Source organism: Streptomyces sp. SirexAA-E (assembly GCF_000177195.2).
Lineage (GTDB): Bacteria > Actinomycetota > Actinomycetes > Streptomycetales > Streptomycetaceae > Streptomyces > Streptomyces flavovirens.
Genome location: NC_015953.1, coordinates 1,834,313 through 1,851,469, shown reverse-complemented (window position 1 = coordinate 1,851,469; position 17,157 = coordinate 1,834,313). Strand labels below are relative to the sequence as shown.

Annotated in this window: 13 protein-coding genes; 8 read left to right on the top strand and 5 right to left on the bottom strand. The window is 70.6% G+C overall.

The genetic code is table 11. From position 1 onward, the window contains the following. Positions 1–64: 64 nt before the first annotated feature. Positions 65–3,061, top strand: coding sequence for a bifunctional [glutamine synthetase] adenylyltransferase/[glutamine synthetase]-adenylyl-L-tyrosine phosphorylase (locus SACTE_RS08145; protein WP_014045555.1), 2,997 nt, complete (start codon positions 65–67; stop codon positions 3,059–3,061). A gap of 47 nt (positions 3,062–3,108) precedes the next feature. Here SACTE_RS08145 and SACTE_RS08140 read toward each other — a convergent pair whose 3' ends face one another. Both SACTE_RS08140 and SACTE_RS08135 read right to left on the bottom strand, forming a co-directional pair. Next, positions 3,109–4,128, bottom strand: a complete 1,020-nt coding sequence (locus tag SACTE_RS08140) for a phosphatase PAP2 family protein (RefSeq protein ID WP_014045554.1) — start codon at positions 4,126–4,128, stop codon at positions 3,109–3,111. Between the two features lie 115 nt (positions 4,129–4,243). Beyond that, positions 4,244–5,287 carry a LacI family DNA-binding transcriptional regulator gene (locus tag SACTE_RS08135; RefSeq protein WP_014045553.1) on the bottom strand — a complete coding sequence of 348 codons (1,044 nt, stop codon included), beginning with the start codon at positions 5,285–5,287 and terminating at the stop codon, positions 4,244–4,246. A gap of 358 nt (positions 5,288–5,645) precedes the next feature. Between SACTE_RS08135 and SACTE_RS08130 the strand changes: the two genes are divergently transcribed. From SACTE_RS08130 to SACTE_RS08110, 5 genes are all read left to right on the top strand, one after another. After that, positions 5,646–6,917, top strand: coding sequence for an extracellular solute-binding protein (locus SACTE_RS08130; protein WP_014045552.1), 1,272 nt, complete (start codon positions 5,646–5,648; stop codon positions 6,915–6,917). Between the two features lie 21 nt (positions 6,918–6,938). Further along, complete coding sequence (locus SACTE_RS08125) at positions 6,939–7,955, top strand: sugar ABC transporter permease (RefSeq protein ID WP_014045551.1); 1,017 nt, start codon at positions 6,939–6,941, stop codon at positions 7,953–7,955. A 95-nt stretch (positions 7,956–8,050) separates the two neighbouring features. Next, positions 8,051–8,857, top strand: a complete 807-nt coding sequence (locus tag SACTE_RS08120) for a carbohydrate ABC transporter permease (protein ID WP_226995221.1) — start codon at positions 8,051–8,053, stop codon at positions 8,855–8,857. Positions 8,858–8,974: 117 nt separating this feature from the next. Next, positions 8,975–10,651 carry an alpha-amylase family glycosyl hydrolase gene (locus tag SACTE_RS08115; protein ID WP_014045549.1) on the top strand — a complete coding sequence of 559 codons (1,677 nt, stop codon included), beginning with the start codon at positions 8,975–8,977 and terminating at the stop codon, positions 10,649–10,651. Continuing rightward, on the top strand, positions 10,636–11,694 hold the full coding sequence (locus SACTE_RS08110; protein WP_176724351.1) for a LacI family DNA-binding transcriptional regulator: 1,059 nt from the start codon (positions 10,636–10,638) through the stop codon (positions 11,692–11,694). Before SACTE_RS08115 ends, SACTE_RS08110 begins: the two co-directional genes overlap by 16 nt. Before the next feature lie 52 nt (positions 11,695–11,746). Here SACTE_RS08110 and SACTE_RS08105 read toward each other — a convergent pair whose 3' ends face one another. Together SACTE_RS08105 and SACTE_RS08100 are read right to left on the bottom strand one after the other, a co-directional pair. Beyond that, positions 11,747–11,956, bottom strand: coding sequence for a DUF397 domain-containing protein (locus SACTE_RS08105; protein WP_014045547.1), 210 nt, complete (start codon positions 11,954–11,956; stop codon positions 11,747–11,749). Further along, positions 11,953–12,831: a helix-turn-helix transcriptional regulator gene (locus tag SACTE_RS08100; protein ID WP_014045546.1), complete on the bottom strand. Its 879-nt coding sequence runs from the start codon at positions 12,829–12,831 to the stop codon at positions 11,953–11,955. The genes SACTE_RS08105 and SACTE_RS08100 overlap by 4 nt, the downstream gene beginning before the upstream one ends. A 163-nt stretch (positions 12,832–12,994) precedes the next feature. Between SACTE_RS08100 and SACTE_RS08095 the strand changes: the two genes are divergently transcribed. Beyond that, on the top strand, positions 12,995–13,471 hold the full coding sequence (locus tag SACTE_RS08095; RefSeq protein ID WP_019992741.1) for an ATP-binding protein: 477 nt from the start codon (positions 12,995–12,997) through the stop codon (positions 13,469–13,471). A gap of 450 nt (positions 13,472–13,921) precedes the next feature. On the opposite strand, the gene SACTE_RS08090 is transcribed toward SACTE_RS08095, so the two are convergent. Further along, the gene (locus tag SACTE_RS08090) at positions 13,922–14,734 is read right to left on the bottom strand and encodes a hypothetical protein (protein ID WP_014045544.1); all 813 of its coding nucleotides are present in this window, start codon (positions 14,732–14,734) and stop codon (positions 13,922–13,924) included. 635 nt (positions 14,735–15,369) lie between these two features. On the opposite strand from SACTE_RS08090, the gene SACTE_RS08085 reads away from it, so the two are divergent. Continuing rightward, positions 15,370–17,094: a carbohydrate-binding module family 20 domain-containing protein gene (locus SACTE_RS08085; RefSeq protein ID WP_014045543.1), complete on the top strand. Its 1,725-nt coding sequence runs from the start codon at positions 15,370–15,372 to the stop codon at positions 17,092–17,094. Positions 17,095–17,157: the final 63 nt, after the last annotated feature.

Genomic DNA, 17,157 nt, shown 5'->3' with positions numbered 1-17,157 from the left:
GCGAAAGCGCAGCCCGTAGGCTCGGAAGACGGATACGTGGGTCGGCGGGCAGGGAGAGCGCGGAATGACATCGGTGCCGGGACGCAGAAGCAGTACCTTCAGCCGACTGCTGCGGCACGGTTTCACCGACCCGTCCGCCGCCGAGCGGCTGCTCGACCTCCCCGAACTCGCCTCCGTACGGGCCGATCCCGTCCTGTTCGACGCCCTCGGGGCGACCGCCGACCCCGACCTCGCCCTGCACGGCTTCGTGCGGCTCGTCGAGGCGCAGGAGCCCGGGGAACGGCGGATCCTGCTGGACACCGTCGTCACCGCCAAACCGCTGCGGGACCGGCTGCTCGGCGTCCTGGGCGCGTCGGAGGCGCTCGGGGACCACCTGGCGCGGCACCCCCGCGACTGGCAGACCCTCGTGACGTACGAGGCCACCGACCTGCACCCCGGAGTCCCCGAGTTCGAGCAGATGCTCGCGGGCGCGGCGGACCCGGACTCGCTGCGGGTGGCCTACCGCCGGGCCCTGCTCTCGATAGCGGCCCGTGACGTGTGCGGCACCACCGACGTCGCCGAGGTCGCCGCCGAGCTCGCCGACCTGGCCACGGCCACCCTGCGCGCGGCGCTCGCCGTCGCACGCGCCGACGCGCCCGACGACGCCGCGCTGTGCCGGCTGGCCGTCGTCGCGATGGGCAAGTGCGGCGGGCACGAGCTGAACTACGTCTCCGACGTCGACGTGATCTTCGTCGGCGAGCCCGCCGAGGGCGCCGAGGAGAACAAGGCCCTCCAGGCCGCCACCCGGCTCGCCGCCCACATGATGCGGATCTGCTCCGACACCACCGTCGAGGGCACCATCTGGCCCGTCGACGCCAACCTCCGCCCCGAGGGCCGCAACGGGCCCCTCGTACGGACCCTGTCCTCGCACCTCGCCTACTACCAGCGGTGGGCCAAGACCTGGGAGTTCCAGGCGCTGCTGAAGGCCCGGCCGGTCGCCGGGGACCGGGAGCTGGGCAAGGAGTACGTCGCGGCCGTGTCCCCGCTGGTGTGGCAGGCCGCCGACCGGGAGAACTTCGTCGGCGACGTCCAGAAGATGCGCCGCCGCGTCGTCGACAACATCCCCGTCGACCGGGTCGACCGCGAACTCAAGCTCGGACCTGGCGGGCTGCGGGACGTCGAGTTCGCCGTCCAGCTGCTCCAGCTCGTCCACGGGCGCAGCGACAGCACCCTGCACGCCGGCTCCACCCTGGAGGCGCTGGCCGCCCTCGCCGACGGCGGATACGTCGGGCGGGCGGACGCGGCGCAGCTCGACGAGGCCTACCGCTTCCTGCGGGCCATGGAACACCGCATCCAGCTCTACCGGCTGCGCCGCACCCACCTCGTCCCCGAGGAGGAGGCGGATTTGCGGCGGCTCGGCCGCTCCCTGGGGCTGCGCACCGACCCGGTCGCCGAGCTCAACCGGGCGTGGCGGCGGCACGCCTCCGTGGTGCGCAGGCTGCACGAGAAGCTCTTCTACCGGCCGCTGCTGGACGCCGTCGCCCAGCTGGCGCCCGGCGAGAGGCGGCTCAGCGCCAAGGCCGCCGTCGCCCGGCTGGAGGCCCTCGGATACGCCGACCCCGCCGCCGCCCTGCGGCACCTGGAGGCCCTGACGTCCGGGGTGTCCCGCAAGGCGGCCATCCAGCGGACCCTGCTCCCGGTGCTGCTGGGCTGGTTCGCGGACTCCGCCGACCCGGACGCCGGACTCCTCGGCTTCCGGCAGGTCTCCGACGCGCTCGGCAAGACCCCCTGGTACCTGCGACTGCTGCGGGACGAGGGCGCGGCGGCGGAGAACCTCGCCCGGGTCCTGTCGGCCGGCCGGCTCGCCCCCGACCTCCTGATGCGCGCCCCCGAGGCCGTCGCCCTCCTCGGCGACCCCGAGGGGCTGAGGCCGCGCAGCCGCGAGCACCTGGAACAGGAGGTGCTGGCCGCCGTCCGGCGCGCGCCGGACGCGGAGACCGCGGTCGCGGTGACGCGCGGTGTGCGGCGGCGGGAGCTCTTCCGCACGGCGGCCGCCGACCTGATCGGTTCCTACGGCACCGAGGACAGCCCCGCCGAGGCCGACCCCGGCGCGCTCGTGGACCGGGTCGGCCCCGCGGTCACCGACCTGAACGCCGTCACGATCTCCGGGGCCCTGCGCGCGGCGGTACGCGAGCGGTGGGGCGACACCCTGCCCACCCGGTTCGCGGTCATCGGCATGGGCCGCTTCGGCGGCCACGAGCTGAGCTACGGCTCCGACGCGGACGTCCTGTTCGTGCACGAGCCCCGGGAGGGGGTGAGCGACGAGGAGGCGGCCCGGGCCGCGACCACCGTCATCACGGAGATGCGCAGGCTGCTCCAGCTGCCCACCGCCGATCCGCCGCTGCTGATCGACGCGGACCTGCGCCCCGAGGGCAAGAGCGGACCGCTGGTGCGCACCCTGAAGTCGTACGCGGCCTACTACCGCCGGTGGTCGCTCGTCTGGGAGAGCCAGGCACTGCTGCGCGCCGAGCCGATGGCCGGGGACGAGGACCTGGGCCGGGCCTTCGTCGAGATGGTCGACCCGCTGCGCTACCCGGCGGAGGGGCTCGGCGACGACGCGGTCCGGGAGATCCGCCGGCTCAAGGCGCGGATGGAGACCGAACGCATCCCCCGGGGCGCCGACCCCACGCTCCACACCAAGCTCGGCCGGGGCGGGCTCAGCGACGTCGAGTGGACGGTCCAGCTGACGCAGATGCGGCACGGCTGGGCCGAGCCCGGACTGCGCACGACGCGCACCCGTGAGGCGCTGGCCGCCGCCTGCGCGGCGGAGCTCATCGGCCACGAGGAGGCGCGGACCCTCGACGAGGCGTGGGTGCTGGCCACCCGGGTGCGGAACGCGGTGATGCTGGTACGGGGGCGGCCGGGGGACACCTTCCCCTCGAACCCGCGTGAGCTGGCCGCGGTGGGCCGGTACCTGGGCTACGAGCCGGGGCACGTCGGGGACATGCTGGACGACTACCGGCGGATCACCAGGCGGGCCCGTGCGGTGGTGGAGGAGCTGTTCTACGGGGCGGCTGGATAGTCGTCCGGCGCGGGCGGCGTGGGCAGCGCCCGCAGGCCGCCGCCGGTCTACGCCCCCGGCGGCGTCGGCGGTACCGCTGCCGCCGCCGTGTCCGGTTCGGGCCGCCGGGGCGCCACGGGACGCCCCGCGGACGGCGCCGACGGGCGGGCGGCCGGAGCGGTCGGCCCCGAGGGACCCGGCGGGCGGTGCGGGGCGCGCGGGCGGCCCCTCCCGGTCCGGGCCGGCACCACCTTCGGCAGCCGGTGCGGCAGCGCTCCGTACCAGGCGTACGACACCGCGTAACCGAACGCTAGGCACGTCATCCCGCCCACCGCGTCCAGCCAGAAGTGGTTCGCGGTCGACACGATCACCACCAGGGTCGCCGCCGGGTACAGCAGCCCCAGGACGCGGACCCAGGGCACCCGGGCCAGGGCGAAGATCGTCAGTCCGCACCACAGCGACCAGCCGATGTGCATCGAGGGCATCGCGGCGTACTGGTTCGACATCTGCTTGAAGTTGCCGGAGGCCATCGAGCCCCAGGTCTGGTGCAGCAGCACCGTGTCGACGAACCCGCCGCCCCTCATCAGACGCGGTGGAGCCAGCGGGAAGAGGTAGTAGCCGAGGAGGGCGACGGCCGTGGTGGCGAAGAGGATCAGACGGGTCGCCGCGTAACGGCCCGGATGGCGTCTGAACAGCCAGACCAGTACGGCGATGGTGACGATGAAGTGCAGCGTCGCGTAGTAGTAGTTCATCGACACGATCAGCCATGTCACCGAATTGACCGCGTGGTTGACCGTTTCCTCGAAGGCCAGCCCCACCGAGTGCTCCAGCGACCAGATCCAGTCGGCGTTGCGCAGGGCCGCCGCCTTCTGCTCCGGCACGGCGTTGCGCACGAGCGAGTACAGCCAGTAACTCACCGCGATCAACAGGATCTCGAACCAGAGGCGGGGGCGGCGCGGGGAGCGCAGCGATCCCAGGCGCGCGCGGGCCGTGGTCCTCGTCGAACCCGCGGGCCTCGGCCCGTCGGCGACGAGTGACGGGGTGACCGCTCTGCGGTCTTCCTGTGTGGTCACGTGCGCATCACCCATAGGCGCAGAGTCTGCCAGATACGTCCCCCTCCGCCTGATGATCCTCCCGTCCGGTGGCCGACGCACATCGGGCACCAAGACGGCGCCCAGGTCGGCGGCGGGGCGGGGGAACGGTTCAGCGGCGGGACGGGGAAGCGGCCGAGGGGCCGGGGCCCGCGGCCGTGGAGCCGCGGACGACCAGCTCCGGCATGAACACGAACTCGCTGTGCGGCGCGGGGGTGCCGCCGATCTCCTCCAGCAGCGTGCGCACCGCTGCCTGGCCCATGGCCGTCACCGGCTGCCGGATGGTGGTCAGCGGTGGATCGGTGAACGCTATGAGAGGAGAGTCGTCGTACCCCACCACCGAGAGGTCGCGCGGGACCTCCCGCGACATCCGGCGGGCCGCGCGGATCGCGCCCAGCGCCATCATGTCGCTCGCGCACACCACCGCCGTGCACCCGCGCTCCATCAGGGCGGAGGCCGCCGCCTGGCCACCCTCCAAGGTGTACAGGGAGTGCTGGATCAGCTCCTCCACCGCCTCCGCCGTGAGACCCAGCTGCTCCCGCATCGTGGCGTGGAAGCCCTCGATCTTGCGGAGCACCGGGACGAAACGCTTCGGGCCGACCGCGAGGCCGATGCGCTCGTGCCCCAGCGCCACCAGGTGCGTCACCGCGAGCCGCATCGCGGCGCGGTCGTCCGGCGAGATGAACGGCGCCTGCACCGCGGGGGAGAAGCCGTTGACGAGGACGAAGGGCACGCCCTGGGCGCGGAGTTGTTCGTAGCGCTGCATGTCGGCGGAGGTGTCGGCGTGCAGGCCGGAGACGAAGATGATGCCCGACACCCCGCGGTCTACGAGCATTTCGGTCAGCTCGTCCTCGGTGGAGCCGCCCGGCGTCTGGGTCGCCAGCACCGGCGTGTAGCCCTGCCGGGTCAGCGCCTGGCCGATGACCTGGGCCAGCGCGGGGAAGATCGGGTTCTCCAGCTCGGGCGTGATCAGTCCGACCAGGCCGGCGCTGCGGCGGCGCAGCCGCACGGGGCGTTCGTAGCCGAGGACGTCGAGCGCCGCGAGGACGGATTCACGGGTGGCCGCCGCAACACCGGGCTTGCCGTTGAGTACGCGGCTGACGGTCGCTTCGCTGACCCCCGCCTGAGTTGCGATGTCGGCAAGCCGTGCGGTCATGAGGGGACTGTACCGGGCGTGTGTCGGATTGCCCACCGCGCACGGGATCCGGACGGCGGGGGCCCGTGGCTCCGGCCTGCGCGACTGCTGCAGGAAACTTCTTGCAAGGACTTGCGGGCCCGGTCCGCCCCGGGCCGCATGAGCACCGCACAGCCCGAACACAGGGCCTGGCCTGGGATGTGCAGGGTGTGAGCGGTTCCGTCAAGAGGCTTGACGGCAACCTTGAGGACACGCCAATGTAACGATCGGCGGTGCTTGCAGAAATCTTCCGCAAGGTCTTTCGGTCGTCTTTCATCCTTGTTACGTTCACGTCGACCCGGCGCCGCGACGGAGCGGTACGGCAGTTGAAGGAGTTCAGATGCGACGTGGCATAACGGCCACCGCCCTGGTCGCGGCCCTGGCGCTCGCGGCGACCGCCTGCGGCAGTGACGACGAGTCCGGCGGGAGCAAGAGCTCGGGTGAGCTCTCCGGCACCGTGACGTGGTGGGACACCTCGAACGTCGGCAGCGAGGACAAGGTCTTCAAGAAGATCGCCGAGGGCTTCGAGAAGAAGCACCCGAAGGTCGACGTCAAGTACGTCAGCGTCCCGTTCGGCGACGCGCAGAACAAGTTCAAGAACGCCGCGCAGGCCGGTTCCGGTGCCCCGGACGTCATCCGCTCCGAGGTCGCCTGGACGCCCGAGTTCGCCGACCTCGGCTACCTCGCCCCGCTGGACGGCACCGCGGCGCTCAAGAACCAGGACGACTTCCTCAAGCAGGCCGTGGCCTCCACGAAGTACGACGGCAAGACCTACGCCGTCCCGCAGGTCATCGACTCCATGGGCATCTTCTACAACAAGAAGCTGTTCAAGGACGCCGGGGTCCAGCCGCCCGCGAGCATCGACGAGCTGAAGAGCGTCTCCGCGAAGATCAAGGACAAGACCGGCAAGACCGGTCTCTACCTGCGCGGCGACGACTCGTACTACTTCCTGTCCTTCCTCTACGGCGAGGGCGGCGACCTGGTCGACGCCACCGACAAGAAGGTCACCGTCGACAACGCCGCGGGCGTCAAGGCGTTCGGTGTCGTGAAGGACCTCGTCGACTCCGGGGCGGCCAAGACCGACGCCACGGACGGCTGGGAGAACATGATGCAGTCGTTCAAGAACGGCGACGTCGCGATGATGATCAACGGCCCCTGGGCCGTCGCCGACACGCTGACCGGCAAGGAGTTCTCCGACAAGGGGAACCTCGGCATCTCCACCGTGCCGGCCGGCTCCGCCGGTCAGGGCGCCCCGCAGGGCGGCCACAACCTCGCCGTCTACGCGGGCTCCAAGAACCTGGACGCCTCCTACGCCTTCGTCGACTACATGACCTCGGTCGAGGCCCAGGCGCAGGTCGCCGGCGAGCTCAACCTGCTGCCGACCCGCACCTCCGCCTACTCCAAGCAGCAGGCCGTGGACAGCGAGATCGTCCAGTTCTTCAAGCCCGTCGTCGAGACCGCCGTCGAGCGTCCCTGGATCCCGGAGACCGGCAGCCTCTTCGCCCCGCTGAACACCGAGTACACCAACGTGCTCACCGGCCAGACCACGCCGGAGAAGGCCGCCAAGGCGACCGGAGACTCCTACCGCAAGCTCCTCAAGGGCTGGAAGTAACTCAGGAAGGCAGGCCGGCTGATGGCTGTCCACACCAGCCAGTCGGTGGCGAAGGCCGCGGGCGACGACGTCGCCCGCGGCCGGAGCCGCGGGACTGGTAACCCCCCGCCGCCCAGCAGGCTCCGGCGGGCCCTGTCGGTCCACTGGTACGCCTGGACCATGGTCGCCCCGGTCGTGATCGTGATCGGCGTGATCATCGGTTACCCGCTGGTCCGCGGTATCTGGCTGTCGCTGACCGACGCCAACGAGCGCAACGTCGCACGGTCCATCGGCGTCAACGACATGCCGGCCACCTACGAGTTCGTGGGCCTGGACAACTACGTCGACGCCCTGACCGGCGGCCAGTTCCTCAGCACACTGGGCTGGACGCTGGTGTGGACGGTCTCCTGTGTGGCCATCACCTTCTGCCTGGGCATGGCCCTCGCCAACATCCTCAACCGCAGGATCGCGGGCCGCTCCGCCTACCGGATGGCCCTGATCCTGCCCTGGGCCATCCCCGGATTCGTCTCCGTCTTCGCCTGGCGCTTCCTCTACAACGAGGAGCGCGGCCTGCTCAACAAGATCCTCGGCGGCGCCGGGATCGACTCCGTCCCGTGGCTGAACGACCCCACCTGGGCCAAGTTCTCCGTGATCGCCGTCAACGTCTGGCTCGGCATCCCCTTCATCATGGTCGCGCTGCTGGGCGGACTGCAGTCCATACCCTCCGAGCAGTACGAGGCCGCGGAGATGGACGGCGCGACCGCCTGGCAGCGGTTCCGCCACGTCACGCTGCCGGGCCTGCGTCCGGTCTCCACCACAGTGGTCCTGCTCTCCACCATCTGGACCTTCAACATGTTCCCGGTGATCTTCCTGCTGACCCGGGGCGGACCGGGTGAGTCCACCCAGATCCTGGTGACCCAGGCGTACAAATTCTCCTTCGAGATCAGCCCGCGCGACTTCGCGCAGTCCTCCACCTGGGGCGTGCTGATCCTCGTACTCCTGATGCTCTTCGCCGTGGTCTACCGGCGAGTGCTCCGCACGCAGGGAGACAACTGGTGACCACCGCCACCCACTCCACCGCCGCACCCGCCACGGCCCGGCCCGCCGCCGAGCACTCCGCCCGCACACCCCGCAAGCGCGGCGAGCGGTCCCCGATCGCGTCCGTGGCCCTGCACCTCACGCTGATCGTCGCGTCCGTGATCGCCGTCTTCCCCGTGCTGTGGGTCCTGCTGACCTCGCTCAAGCCGGCGAGGTACTCCACGACGACGGACTTCTTCAAAGAGACGACGTTCGAGAACTACACGAACCTCATCAAGGACACCGAGTTCCTCACCTGGTTCGGCAACTCCGTGGTTATCGCGGGACTCACCACCGTCCTCGGTGTCTTCGTCTCCGCCACCACCGGCTACGCCGTCAGCCGCTTCCGCTTCCCCGGCAAGCGCGGGCTGATGTGGACGCTGCTGATCACCCAGATGTTCCCGGTCGCCGTCCTCATCGTGCCGATCTACAACATCATGTCGAGCATCGGTCTGATCAACCAGCCGGCCGGCCTCGTCATCACCTACCTCACCATCTCGGTGCCGTTCTGCGCCTGGATGATGAAGGGCTTCTTCGACACGATCCCGCGCGAGATCGACGAGTCGGGACAGGTCGACGGCCTCACCCCGTTCGGCACGTTCTGGCGGCTGATCCTGCCGCTCGCCAAGCCCGGCCTCGCGGTCACCGCCTTCTACTCCTTCATCACGGCCTGGGGCGAGGTGGCGTACGCCTCCGCCTTCATGGTCGGCGACGAGAACCTGACGCTCGCGGGCGGACTCCAGAAGTTCGTCAACCAGTACGGAGCCCAGTGGGGCCCCATGACCGCGGCGTCCGTGCTGATCGCGATCCCGGCCGCACTGGTCTTCCTGTTCGCGCAGAAGCACCTGGTCACCGGCATGTCCGCCGGAGCCGTCAAGGGCTGACGCACATGGGCCGTGTCGTCGGCCCAGTCCCGCACGACCGTACGCACCCGTCACGGCGGCGCCGGATCCCCGACCCGGTCCCGGCGCCGCTCCCCACCCAGACACCCCAGGGACGACATGACCCAGCACCTCGCTGCCCCCTCCACCGGCACGTCCGCCGACGCCCCGGGCCACCGCATCGGCTGGTGGCAGGACGCGGTGATCTACCAGGTGTACCCACGCAGCTTCGCCGACGGCAACGGCGACGGCATGGGGGATCTCGCGGGTGTAACCGCGCGCCTCCCGTACCTCAGGGACCTCGGTGTCGACGCCGTCTGGCTCAGCCCCTTCTACGCCTCCCCGCAGGCCGACGCCGGGTACGACGTCGCCGACTACCGGGCCATCGACCCCATGTTCGGCACGCTGCTGGACGCCGACGCCCTGATCCGCGAGGCCCACGCTCTCGGCCTGCGCATCATCGTCGACCTGGTGCCCAACCACTCCTCCGACCAGCACGAGTGGTTCAAGCGCGCGCTCGCCGAGGGCCCGGGCTCCGCCCTGCGCGACCGCTACCACTTCCGCCCCGGCAAGGGCGCCGACGGCGAACTCCCGCCCAACGACTGGGAGTCCATCTTCGGCGGCCCCGCCTGGACCCGGACCACGAACCCGGACGGCACCCCGGGCGACTGGTACCTGCACCTCTTCGCGCCCGAGCAGCCCGACTTCAACTGGGAGCACCCGGCCGTCGCCGACGAGTTCCGCTCGATCCTGCGCTTCTGGCTGGACATGGGCGTGGACGGCTTCCGCGTCGACGTCGCCCACGGCCTCGTCAAGGCCCACGGTCTGCCGGACCTCGGCTCCCACGACCAGCTCAAGCTGCTGGGCAACGATGTCATGCCGTTCTTCGACCAGGACGGGGTGCACGAGATCTACCGCAGCTGGCGCACCATCCTCGACGAGTACCCCGGCGACCGGATCGCCGTCGCCGAGGCATGGACCCCCACCGTCGAGCGCACCGCGAACTACGTGCGCCCCGACGAGATGCACCAGGCATTCAACTTCCAGTACCTGTCGACCGCCTGGGACGCCGCCGAGCTCCGCACGGTCATCGACTCCTCGCTGGCCGCCATGCGCCCGGTCGGCGCGCCCACCACCTGGGTGCTCTCCAACCACGACGTCACCCGGCACGCCACCCGCTTCGCCAACCCGCCGGGCCTGGGCACCCAGATCCGTACCGCAGGCGACCGCGACAAGGGCCTGCGCAGGGCCCGTGCGGCGACCCTGCTGATGCTGGCGCTCCCCGGCTCCGCCTACGTCTACCAGGGCGAGGAACTGGGCCTGCCGGACGTCACCGACCTGCCCGACGAGGCCCGTCAGGACCCGTCGTTCTTCCGGGCCGAGGGCCAGGACGGCTTCCGCGACGGCTGCCGGGTGCCGATCCCGTGGACCCGCGAGGGCAGCTCGTACGGCTTCGGCGACGGCGGCAGCTGGCTGCCCCAGCCTGCCGGATGGGGCGAGCTCTCCATCGAGGCGCAGACCGGCACGGAGGGCTCCACCCTGGAGCTGTACCGGGCCGCCATCGCCGCCCGCCGGGAGCACCCCGGCCTCGGCGCCGGCACGGACGTGGAGTGGAAGAGCGCCCCCGACGGTGTGCTCGTCCTCGGCCGCCCCGGCTTCGTCTGCACCGTCAACACCACGGACGCGCCCGTGGCCCTGCCCGTCCCCGGCACCCTGCTGCTCGCCAGCGCCCCGGTCGCCGTCGACGGCGACACCGTCGAGCTGCCCGCCGACACCACGGTGTGGTGGACGGTGTGACCGTCCCCGCAGCCAGGACCGGGCCGGCGCCTCGGCTCTCCGACATCGCCGGCCACGCCGCGGTCAGCGAGGCGACGGTCAGCCGGGTCCTCAACGGGAAGCCGGGCGTCGCGGACACCACGCGTCAGCGGGTGCTCGCGGCGCTCGACGTCCTCGGCTACGAACGTCCCGTACCGCTGCGCAAGCGCAGCGCCGGGCTGATCGGCCTGGTGACGCCCGAACTCACCAACCCGATCTTCCCGGCGTTCGCCCAGTCCGTGGAACAGGTGCTCGCCGGGCACGGCTACACGCCCGTCCTGTGCACCCAACTGCCCGGCGGCGCCACCGAGGACGAGCTCGTCGAACAACTCGTCGAGCGGGGCGTCGGCGGCATCGTCTTCCTCTCAGGGCTGCACGCCGACACTTCGGCGGACCCGGCGCGCTACGCCGCGCTCAGCGAACGCGGGGTGCCGTTCGTCCTGATCAACGGCTACAACGAGCGGATCAGCGCCCCGTTCGTCTCGCCGGACGACCCGGCCGCCGTACGGATGGCGGTCGGGCACCTCGCCGAGCTGGGCCACCGCCGGATCGGCCTGGCCATCGGGCCGCAGCGCTATGTGCCCTCCCGGCGCAAGCGCGAGGGCTTCCTCGACGCCGCCGTCTCGGTGCTGGGCATGGACCGGAGCGAGGCGGAGGACCTCGTCTGCTCCACGCTGTTCAGCGTCGAGGGCGGCCAGGTCGCGGCCGGCGCCCTGCTCGACGCCGGCTGCACGGGCATCGTCTGCGGCAGCGACCTGATGGCGCTCGGCGTGGTCCGGGCGGCCCGGGGCCGGGGCCTGGACGTCCCGCGCGACGTGTCCGTGGTCGGCTTCGACGACTCGCAGCTCATCGCGTTCACCGACCCGCCGCTGACCACGGTCCGCCAGCCGGTACAGGCGATGGCGGGGGCGGCCGTCGGGGCGCTGCTGGAGGAGATCGGCGGAAACCCCGTGCAGCGCACGGAGTACGTGTTCCAGCCGGAGCTGGTGGTACGGGGGTCCACGGCGGCGGCACGCGGCCTCTGAGGCGCGTGCCCGTGCGGGGACGGAAAGGCCGGGTCCGGAGGGACCCGGCCTTTCAGCGCCCGGACGTGTGCGCCACGAAGGCGTTCCATGCGGTGGGGGCGAAGCCGAGGCGGGGTCCCGGCAGGTTCTTGGAGTCGCGGACATGCACGGTGCCGGGTGCGGTTGCCACCTCGACGCAGTCGTTGCCGTCACCACTGCTGCTGTAGCTGCTTCTGTGCCAGTGTGGCCCCGTGGCTTCCTCGGCAGAGGAATTGTGGATCATGCTTCTCCCCGCAGTTGCTCAATGAAGGCCACCGACTCACGCGGTGTAAGAGCGTGCGCCCGGATCATGCCATAGCGCAGACCGAGGATTCTGAGTTGCTTCAGGTCCGAGACGGGCCGACCGCTGAACGCACCCTCGGATCGCCCCAGCGCACTGCCGTCGGGAAACCTCAACACCTCGATCAGCCCACCTGTTCCGGGATGTTCTTCCCGGTTCGTCGGCAACACTTGGATCGTCACGTTCGGCAGCTGTGCCACCTCCAGCAGGTGTTCGAGTTGGCGGTGCAGCACCATTGTGCCTCCGACGGGGCGGCGGAGAGTCACCTCTTCCTGGACAAAGCTCAGCGATGGAAGCGGTGTTCGGTCGAAGATGGACCGTCGGGCCAGGCGAGCAGCCACCATCCGATCCATTTCGTCCTGCGTGTAAGCCGGCAACCATGACGCGAACAGAGCCCGCATATGTTCCTCTGTCTGCAACAGGCCATTGATGTTGTGATGGTGGTACGCCTCCAGTTCGACCGCCCGTGCTTCCAGCTTCGCCAGCTCGCGGACCTTCTTCGGGTACCGGACCTCCGCCAGCTCCCGTTTCAGCATGGAGAGTTTGCCGCCCGCCCCTGTCACCTCGTCCGACCTGTCCAGGAATTCGGGCCGGGGGATGCGTCGTCCGCCCTCCACCTTGTAGACCAGGTCCTCTCCGTACCCGATCGCGGCCCCGAACTCAGCGGCCCGCATGCCTGCGGCCTCCCGCCAGGCCTTGATCTGGCGGCCCACCGCAGCGACCATCGCGGCCCCTGACTCGTCGTCGGGATCGACGTCCCAGCCATGGTCGTCCGCCCCGCCGTCCTCGCGTCCCCTACCAACCGCATCCACGCTCATCCGTGCCCCACTTCCGACGCGCTTGCCGTTCTCGCCCAACCCTTGTCGTCCCCCAGAAGTCACCCTGGACAGCCGGGACAACGCTGGACAAGAGCGGGACAATCACCGTACGTAACCGCCTTGTCGCTCCTCAACGTACGCGGACGGGGCCACGCTGGGTGATGTGACCCAAGAAATCACCCGAACCGAACATTCCGCTCTCGACCGGCAGTTCACGGTGCTGCTGTCTCCCACCCGTCGGGGCGCCAGGCTCGCTCGTCTGCTGGCCACAGCGCATCTGGGCGACTGGGGACTGCCCACCGAGCCGGCCGCGCAGATCGTGGCCGAACTGGCCGTGAACGCCGCCTTCCACGGGCGCGTGCCGGGCCGTGACTTCCGGTTGCGGATCACGGCCCATCGCGACGTGCTCCTCCGCATCGAGGTGACGGACACTCTGGGTGAGCGTCTGCCTCCCGCGCCCGGCGCCGTCGAACCCCCGCCCGACGACGCCGAGTCGGGGCGCGGACTGCTGATCGTCGAGGCGCTCGCGGACCGCTGGGGTGTCGAGGTCGGACCGGTCCCGCGCAAGACGGTCTGGGCCGAAATCGACCTCACATCCGCTAATAGGTCGGAAAATCTGCTTGATCACTCACTTGGGTGATGCGGGTTGGCTGGAGTGGGTGGGCCCCAAGGTGGCTGCATGTGCTGGTGTCACATGCAGCGCATCGCGGATCCTCCTCATCACGGTCCGCCCGCCCGGAGACGGCAGCTTGCTCCCGAACGGAAACCCGTGGTCAGTGCACCTCACGAAGCGATGCACCGCGTCTTTCAGGAATACCCGGGCCTCTTCACACCGGCCGCACAACAGTGGAGGAACCTGGTGACCGTGGACCTTTCCTTCTACACCTCGCCGCTCGCGCTCATCCTCGGCGTACGCGGTATCGACATCACGGACGAGATCCGCGAGAAGGTCACCGCCTGCGGCGATCCGGAGCTCCTGCGTCAGTGGCCCGTGCCGCCCTCGCCGCCACGGCGGGGAGGTCTTCGGCGAGGGGTACTCCGTAGACCCGGGAACCGCGGCTCCCCGGTAGGTGGCAACGAGAGCGGGGCCTCAGTCCTGGCCGTCGCCCTCCTCGTAGAGGCGTACCGTGCTGAGGATTTGGCGGATCGTGGCGTCGGGCACTTCGTCCGACACCCCGTGTGCCCCGACGTAGGTCCAGGACACGTAGGCGCCCTCCGCGTTCTTGAAGGCGAACGTCACCGCCTTGCCGTCGGTGTCGCACGTGCCCTTCTTCGGCGTGCCGGACGAGGTGACCGTCACGAGGCTGCCCTCGATGCCCGTCTTCGTCCGGTAGGTCTCCGGCTCACCGATCGTCAGGCGGGACCGGTCGGGCTGGGTGTAGGCGCCGTAGACCCACTTCTGCGCGGTGTCCTCGGCGGCTTCGGCGGTGCTCTTCGCGCCCTTCTCGCCGGTGGTGCCCACCGAGGCGAGCGGGGTGTCCTCCTGGGTGCCGTTCCTGTCGTCGTCGGACGTGCACCACTTCTCCTTGAAGACCGCCGGGGCCATCATCGCGACCATCGGCTTCTCCTCGGGGTCGCTGTCCTCCGCGACGTAACTGACCCAGTCCACGGACTGCCGGGCCCAGGAGGCCGGGGCGTCGAAGGTGATGCCGCGCTTGGGGTTGGCCACCGTGTTCCAGCCGGGGACGAGCGGGCCGGAGCCGCCCTTCGCCGCGGACCGGTCCGTGCCGTCGGCGCTCGCGGAGTCCGTCGCCGTGGGCTTCGCGTCCGCCTTGTCGTCCCCGTCGTCGCCCAGCAGCAGGAAGCCCGTCACCCCGCACGCCACGACGACGGCGGCGGCAGCGGTCACGGCGGTGACCGTCGTCCGGTTCCAGGAGCGTCGGGGCGGCTCGGGGGCGCCCATGCCGACGGTGGGCGCGGCATGCCAGTCGGGGCCCGGCGCGGCGGGCTGCGTGGGAGGCGAACCGGGGTACCCGTCCCTCGGGTTCGGCTGTCCGGAGGGCGACTGCTGTCCTGGCCACATGGGCGGTGAGTTTAGTGGGCCTCGCCCGGCCGCCCCCGACGGGGCGCCTCCTGATGGGGCGTCATGCCCGAGCCGGCGCGGCGCGGGGCTTCGAGCCGTTCGCGCGCCAGGTGTGTACGCGCGGGAGAGCCCCCGAGATCGGCCCAGGGTTTGGGCCGGCGGGGAAGCGACCTCGGGGCCTCTCCGCGCCGTGACCGGCCCGGCCGTCCGGGCGCGTGGGGCCCGGCGCACCGGACCCCCGGCCGGCCGGGCCGGAGTCGGGTCGAACTTAACAGCTCCGCAATATCTTGCGTAAGTCCTTGCAGGCAGAAAACTGCGAGATTTCGTGGATGTGAGCGGGACGTAATCGCGACGTGTCCAGGGGGTTGACCGGACCATGTCGGGCTCGTACGGTCTGCTGCGCACAGGGTTTGCATCCTTGCTGCAAGAACCTTCAAGCCTTGAGGGCACGGCGCGTTGCCACGTGAGGCTGCTCCGCCCATCCCCGGTACGTCCCCCACCGCAGGAGGAACGTCATGGCACGAAGATCACTGTCGGCCTCACTCGCCCTCGTCACCGGCGCCGCCGTCCTCGCCCTTCCCGCCGGGCTCGGCACCGCCGGCACGGCCCAGGCCGCCCCGCCCGGCGAGAAGGACGTCACCGCCGTGATGTTCGAGTGGAAGTTCGACTCCGTCGCCAAGGCGTGCACCGACAGCCTCGGCCCCGCCGGATACGGCTACGTGCAGGTCTCGCCGCCCCAGGAGCACATCCAGGGCGGGCAGTGGTGGACCTCCTACCAGCCCGTCAGCTACAAGATCGCCGGGCGGCTCGGTGACCGTACGGCCTTCGCGAACATGGTCGGTACCTGCCACGGCGCGGGCGTCAAGGTCGTCGCCGACGCGGTCGTCAACCACATGTCGTCCGGGTCGGGGACCGGCACGGGAGGGTCCTCGTACACGAAGTACGACTACCCGGGGCTCTACTCGGTCAACGACATGAACGACTGCCAGTCGGAGATCAACAACTACGGCGACCGCGCCAACGTCCAGAACTGCGAACTCGTCGGACTGGCCGACCTGGACACCGGCGAGGAGTACGTACGCGGCAAGATCGCCGGCTACCTGAACGACCTCCTCTCCCTCGGCGTCGACGGCTTCCGGATCGACGCCGCCAAGCACATGCCGGCCGGCGACCTCGCCAACATCAAGTCGCGGCTCAGCAACCCGAACGTGTACTGGAAGCAGGAGGCCATCTACGGGGCGAACGAGGCGGTCTCGCCCACCGAGTACCTCGGCACCGGTGACGTCCAGGAGTTCCGCTACGCCCGCGGGCTCAAGCAGTCCTTCCTCGGCGGGAACCTCGCCGACCTGAAGAACTTCGGCGAGGGCTGGGGCTTCATGGAGTCGGGCAGGTCGGCGGTCTTCGTCGACAACCACGACACCGAACGCAACGGTGAGACGCTGAACTACAAGAACGGCGCCGACTACACCCTGGCGAGCGTCTTCATGCTGGCCTACCCCTACGGATCCCCGGACGTCCACTCCGGTTACGAGTGGTCCGACAAGGACGCCGGCCCGCCGAGCGGCGGCCAGGTCAACGCCTGTTACAGCGACGGCTGGAAGTGCCAGCACGCCTGGACCGAGATCTCCTCCATGGTCGGCTTCCGCAACGCCGCCCGCGGCCAGGCCGTCACCAACTGGTGGGACAACGGCGGCGACCAGATCGCCTTCGGACGCGGCTCCAAGGCGTACGTCGCCATCAACCACGAGGGCTCCTCGCTGACCCGTACGTTCCAGACGTCGCTGCCCGCCGGTGACTACTGCGACGTCCAGTCCGGCAAGGGCGTCACCGTCAACGGCTCCGGCCAGTTCACCGCCACCCTCGGCTCGAACACCGCCGTGGCCCTGCACACGGGCGCCCGTACCTGCACCGGCGGCGGCACGACCCCCGACCCCGGGACCGGCGGATCCGGTGCCTCCTTCGGCGTCGCCGCCACCACGGTCCTGGGCCAGAACATCTACGTCACCGGCGACCAGGCCACGCTCGGCGACTGGAACCCCGGCGGCGCCCTGAAGCTCGACCCGGCCGCGTACCCCGTCTGGAAGCTCGACGTCGCCCTGCCCGCCGGGACGTCGTTCGCCTACAAGTACCTCCGCAAGGACGCGGCCGGCAACGTCACCTGGGAGAGCGGCGCCAACCGCACCGCCACCGTGCCGTCCTCCGGCAAGGTCGCGCTGACCTCCGACGTCTGGCGCGGCTGAACCACCACCTGCGGGCCGGGGACGCGATCGACGGCGTCCCCGGCCCGCACCGCTCGACCCCCA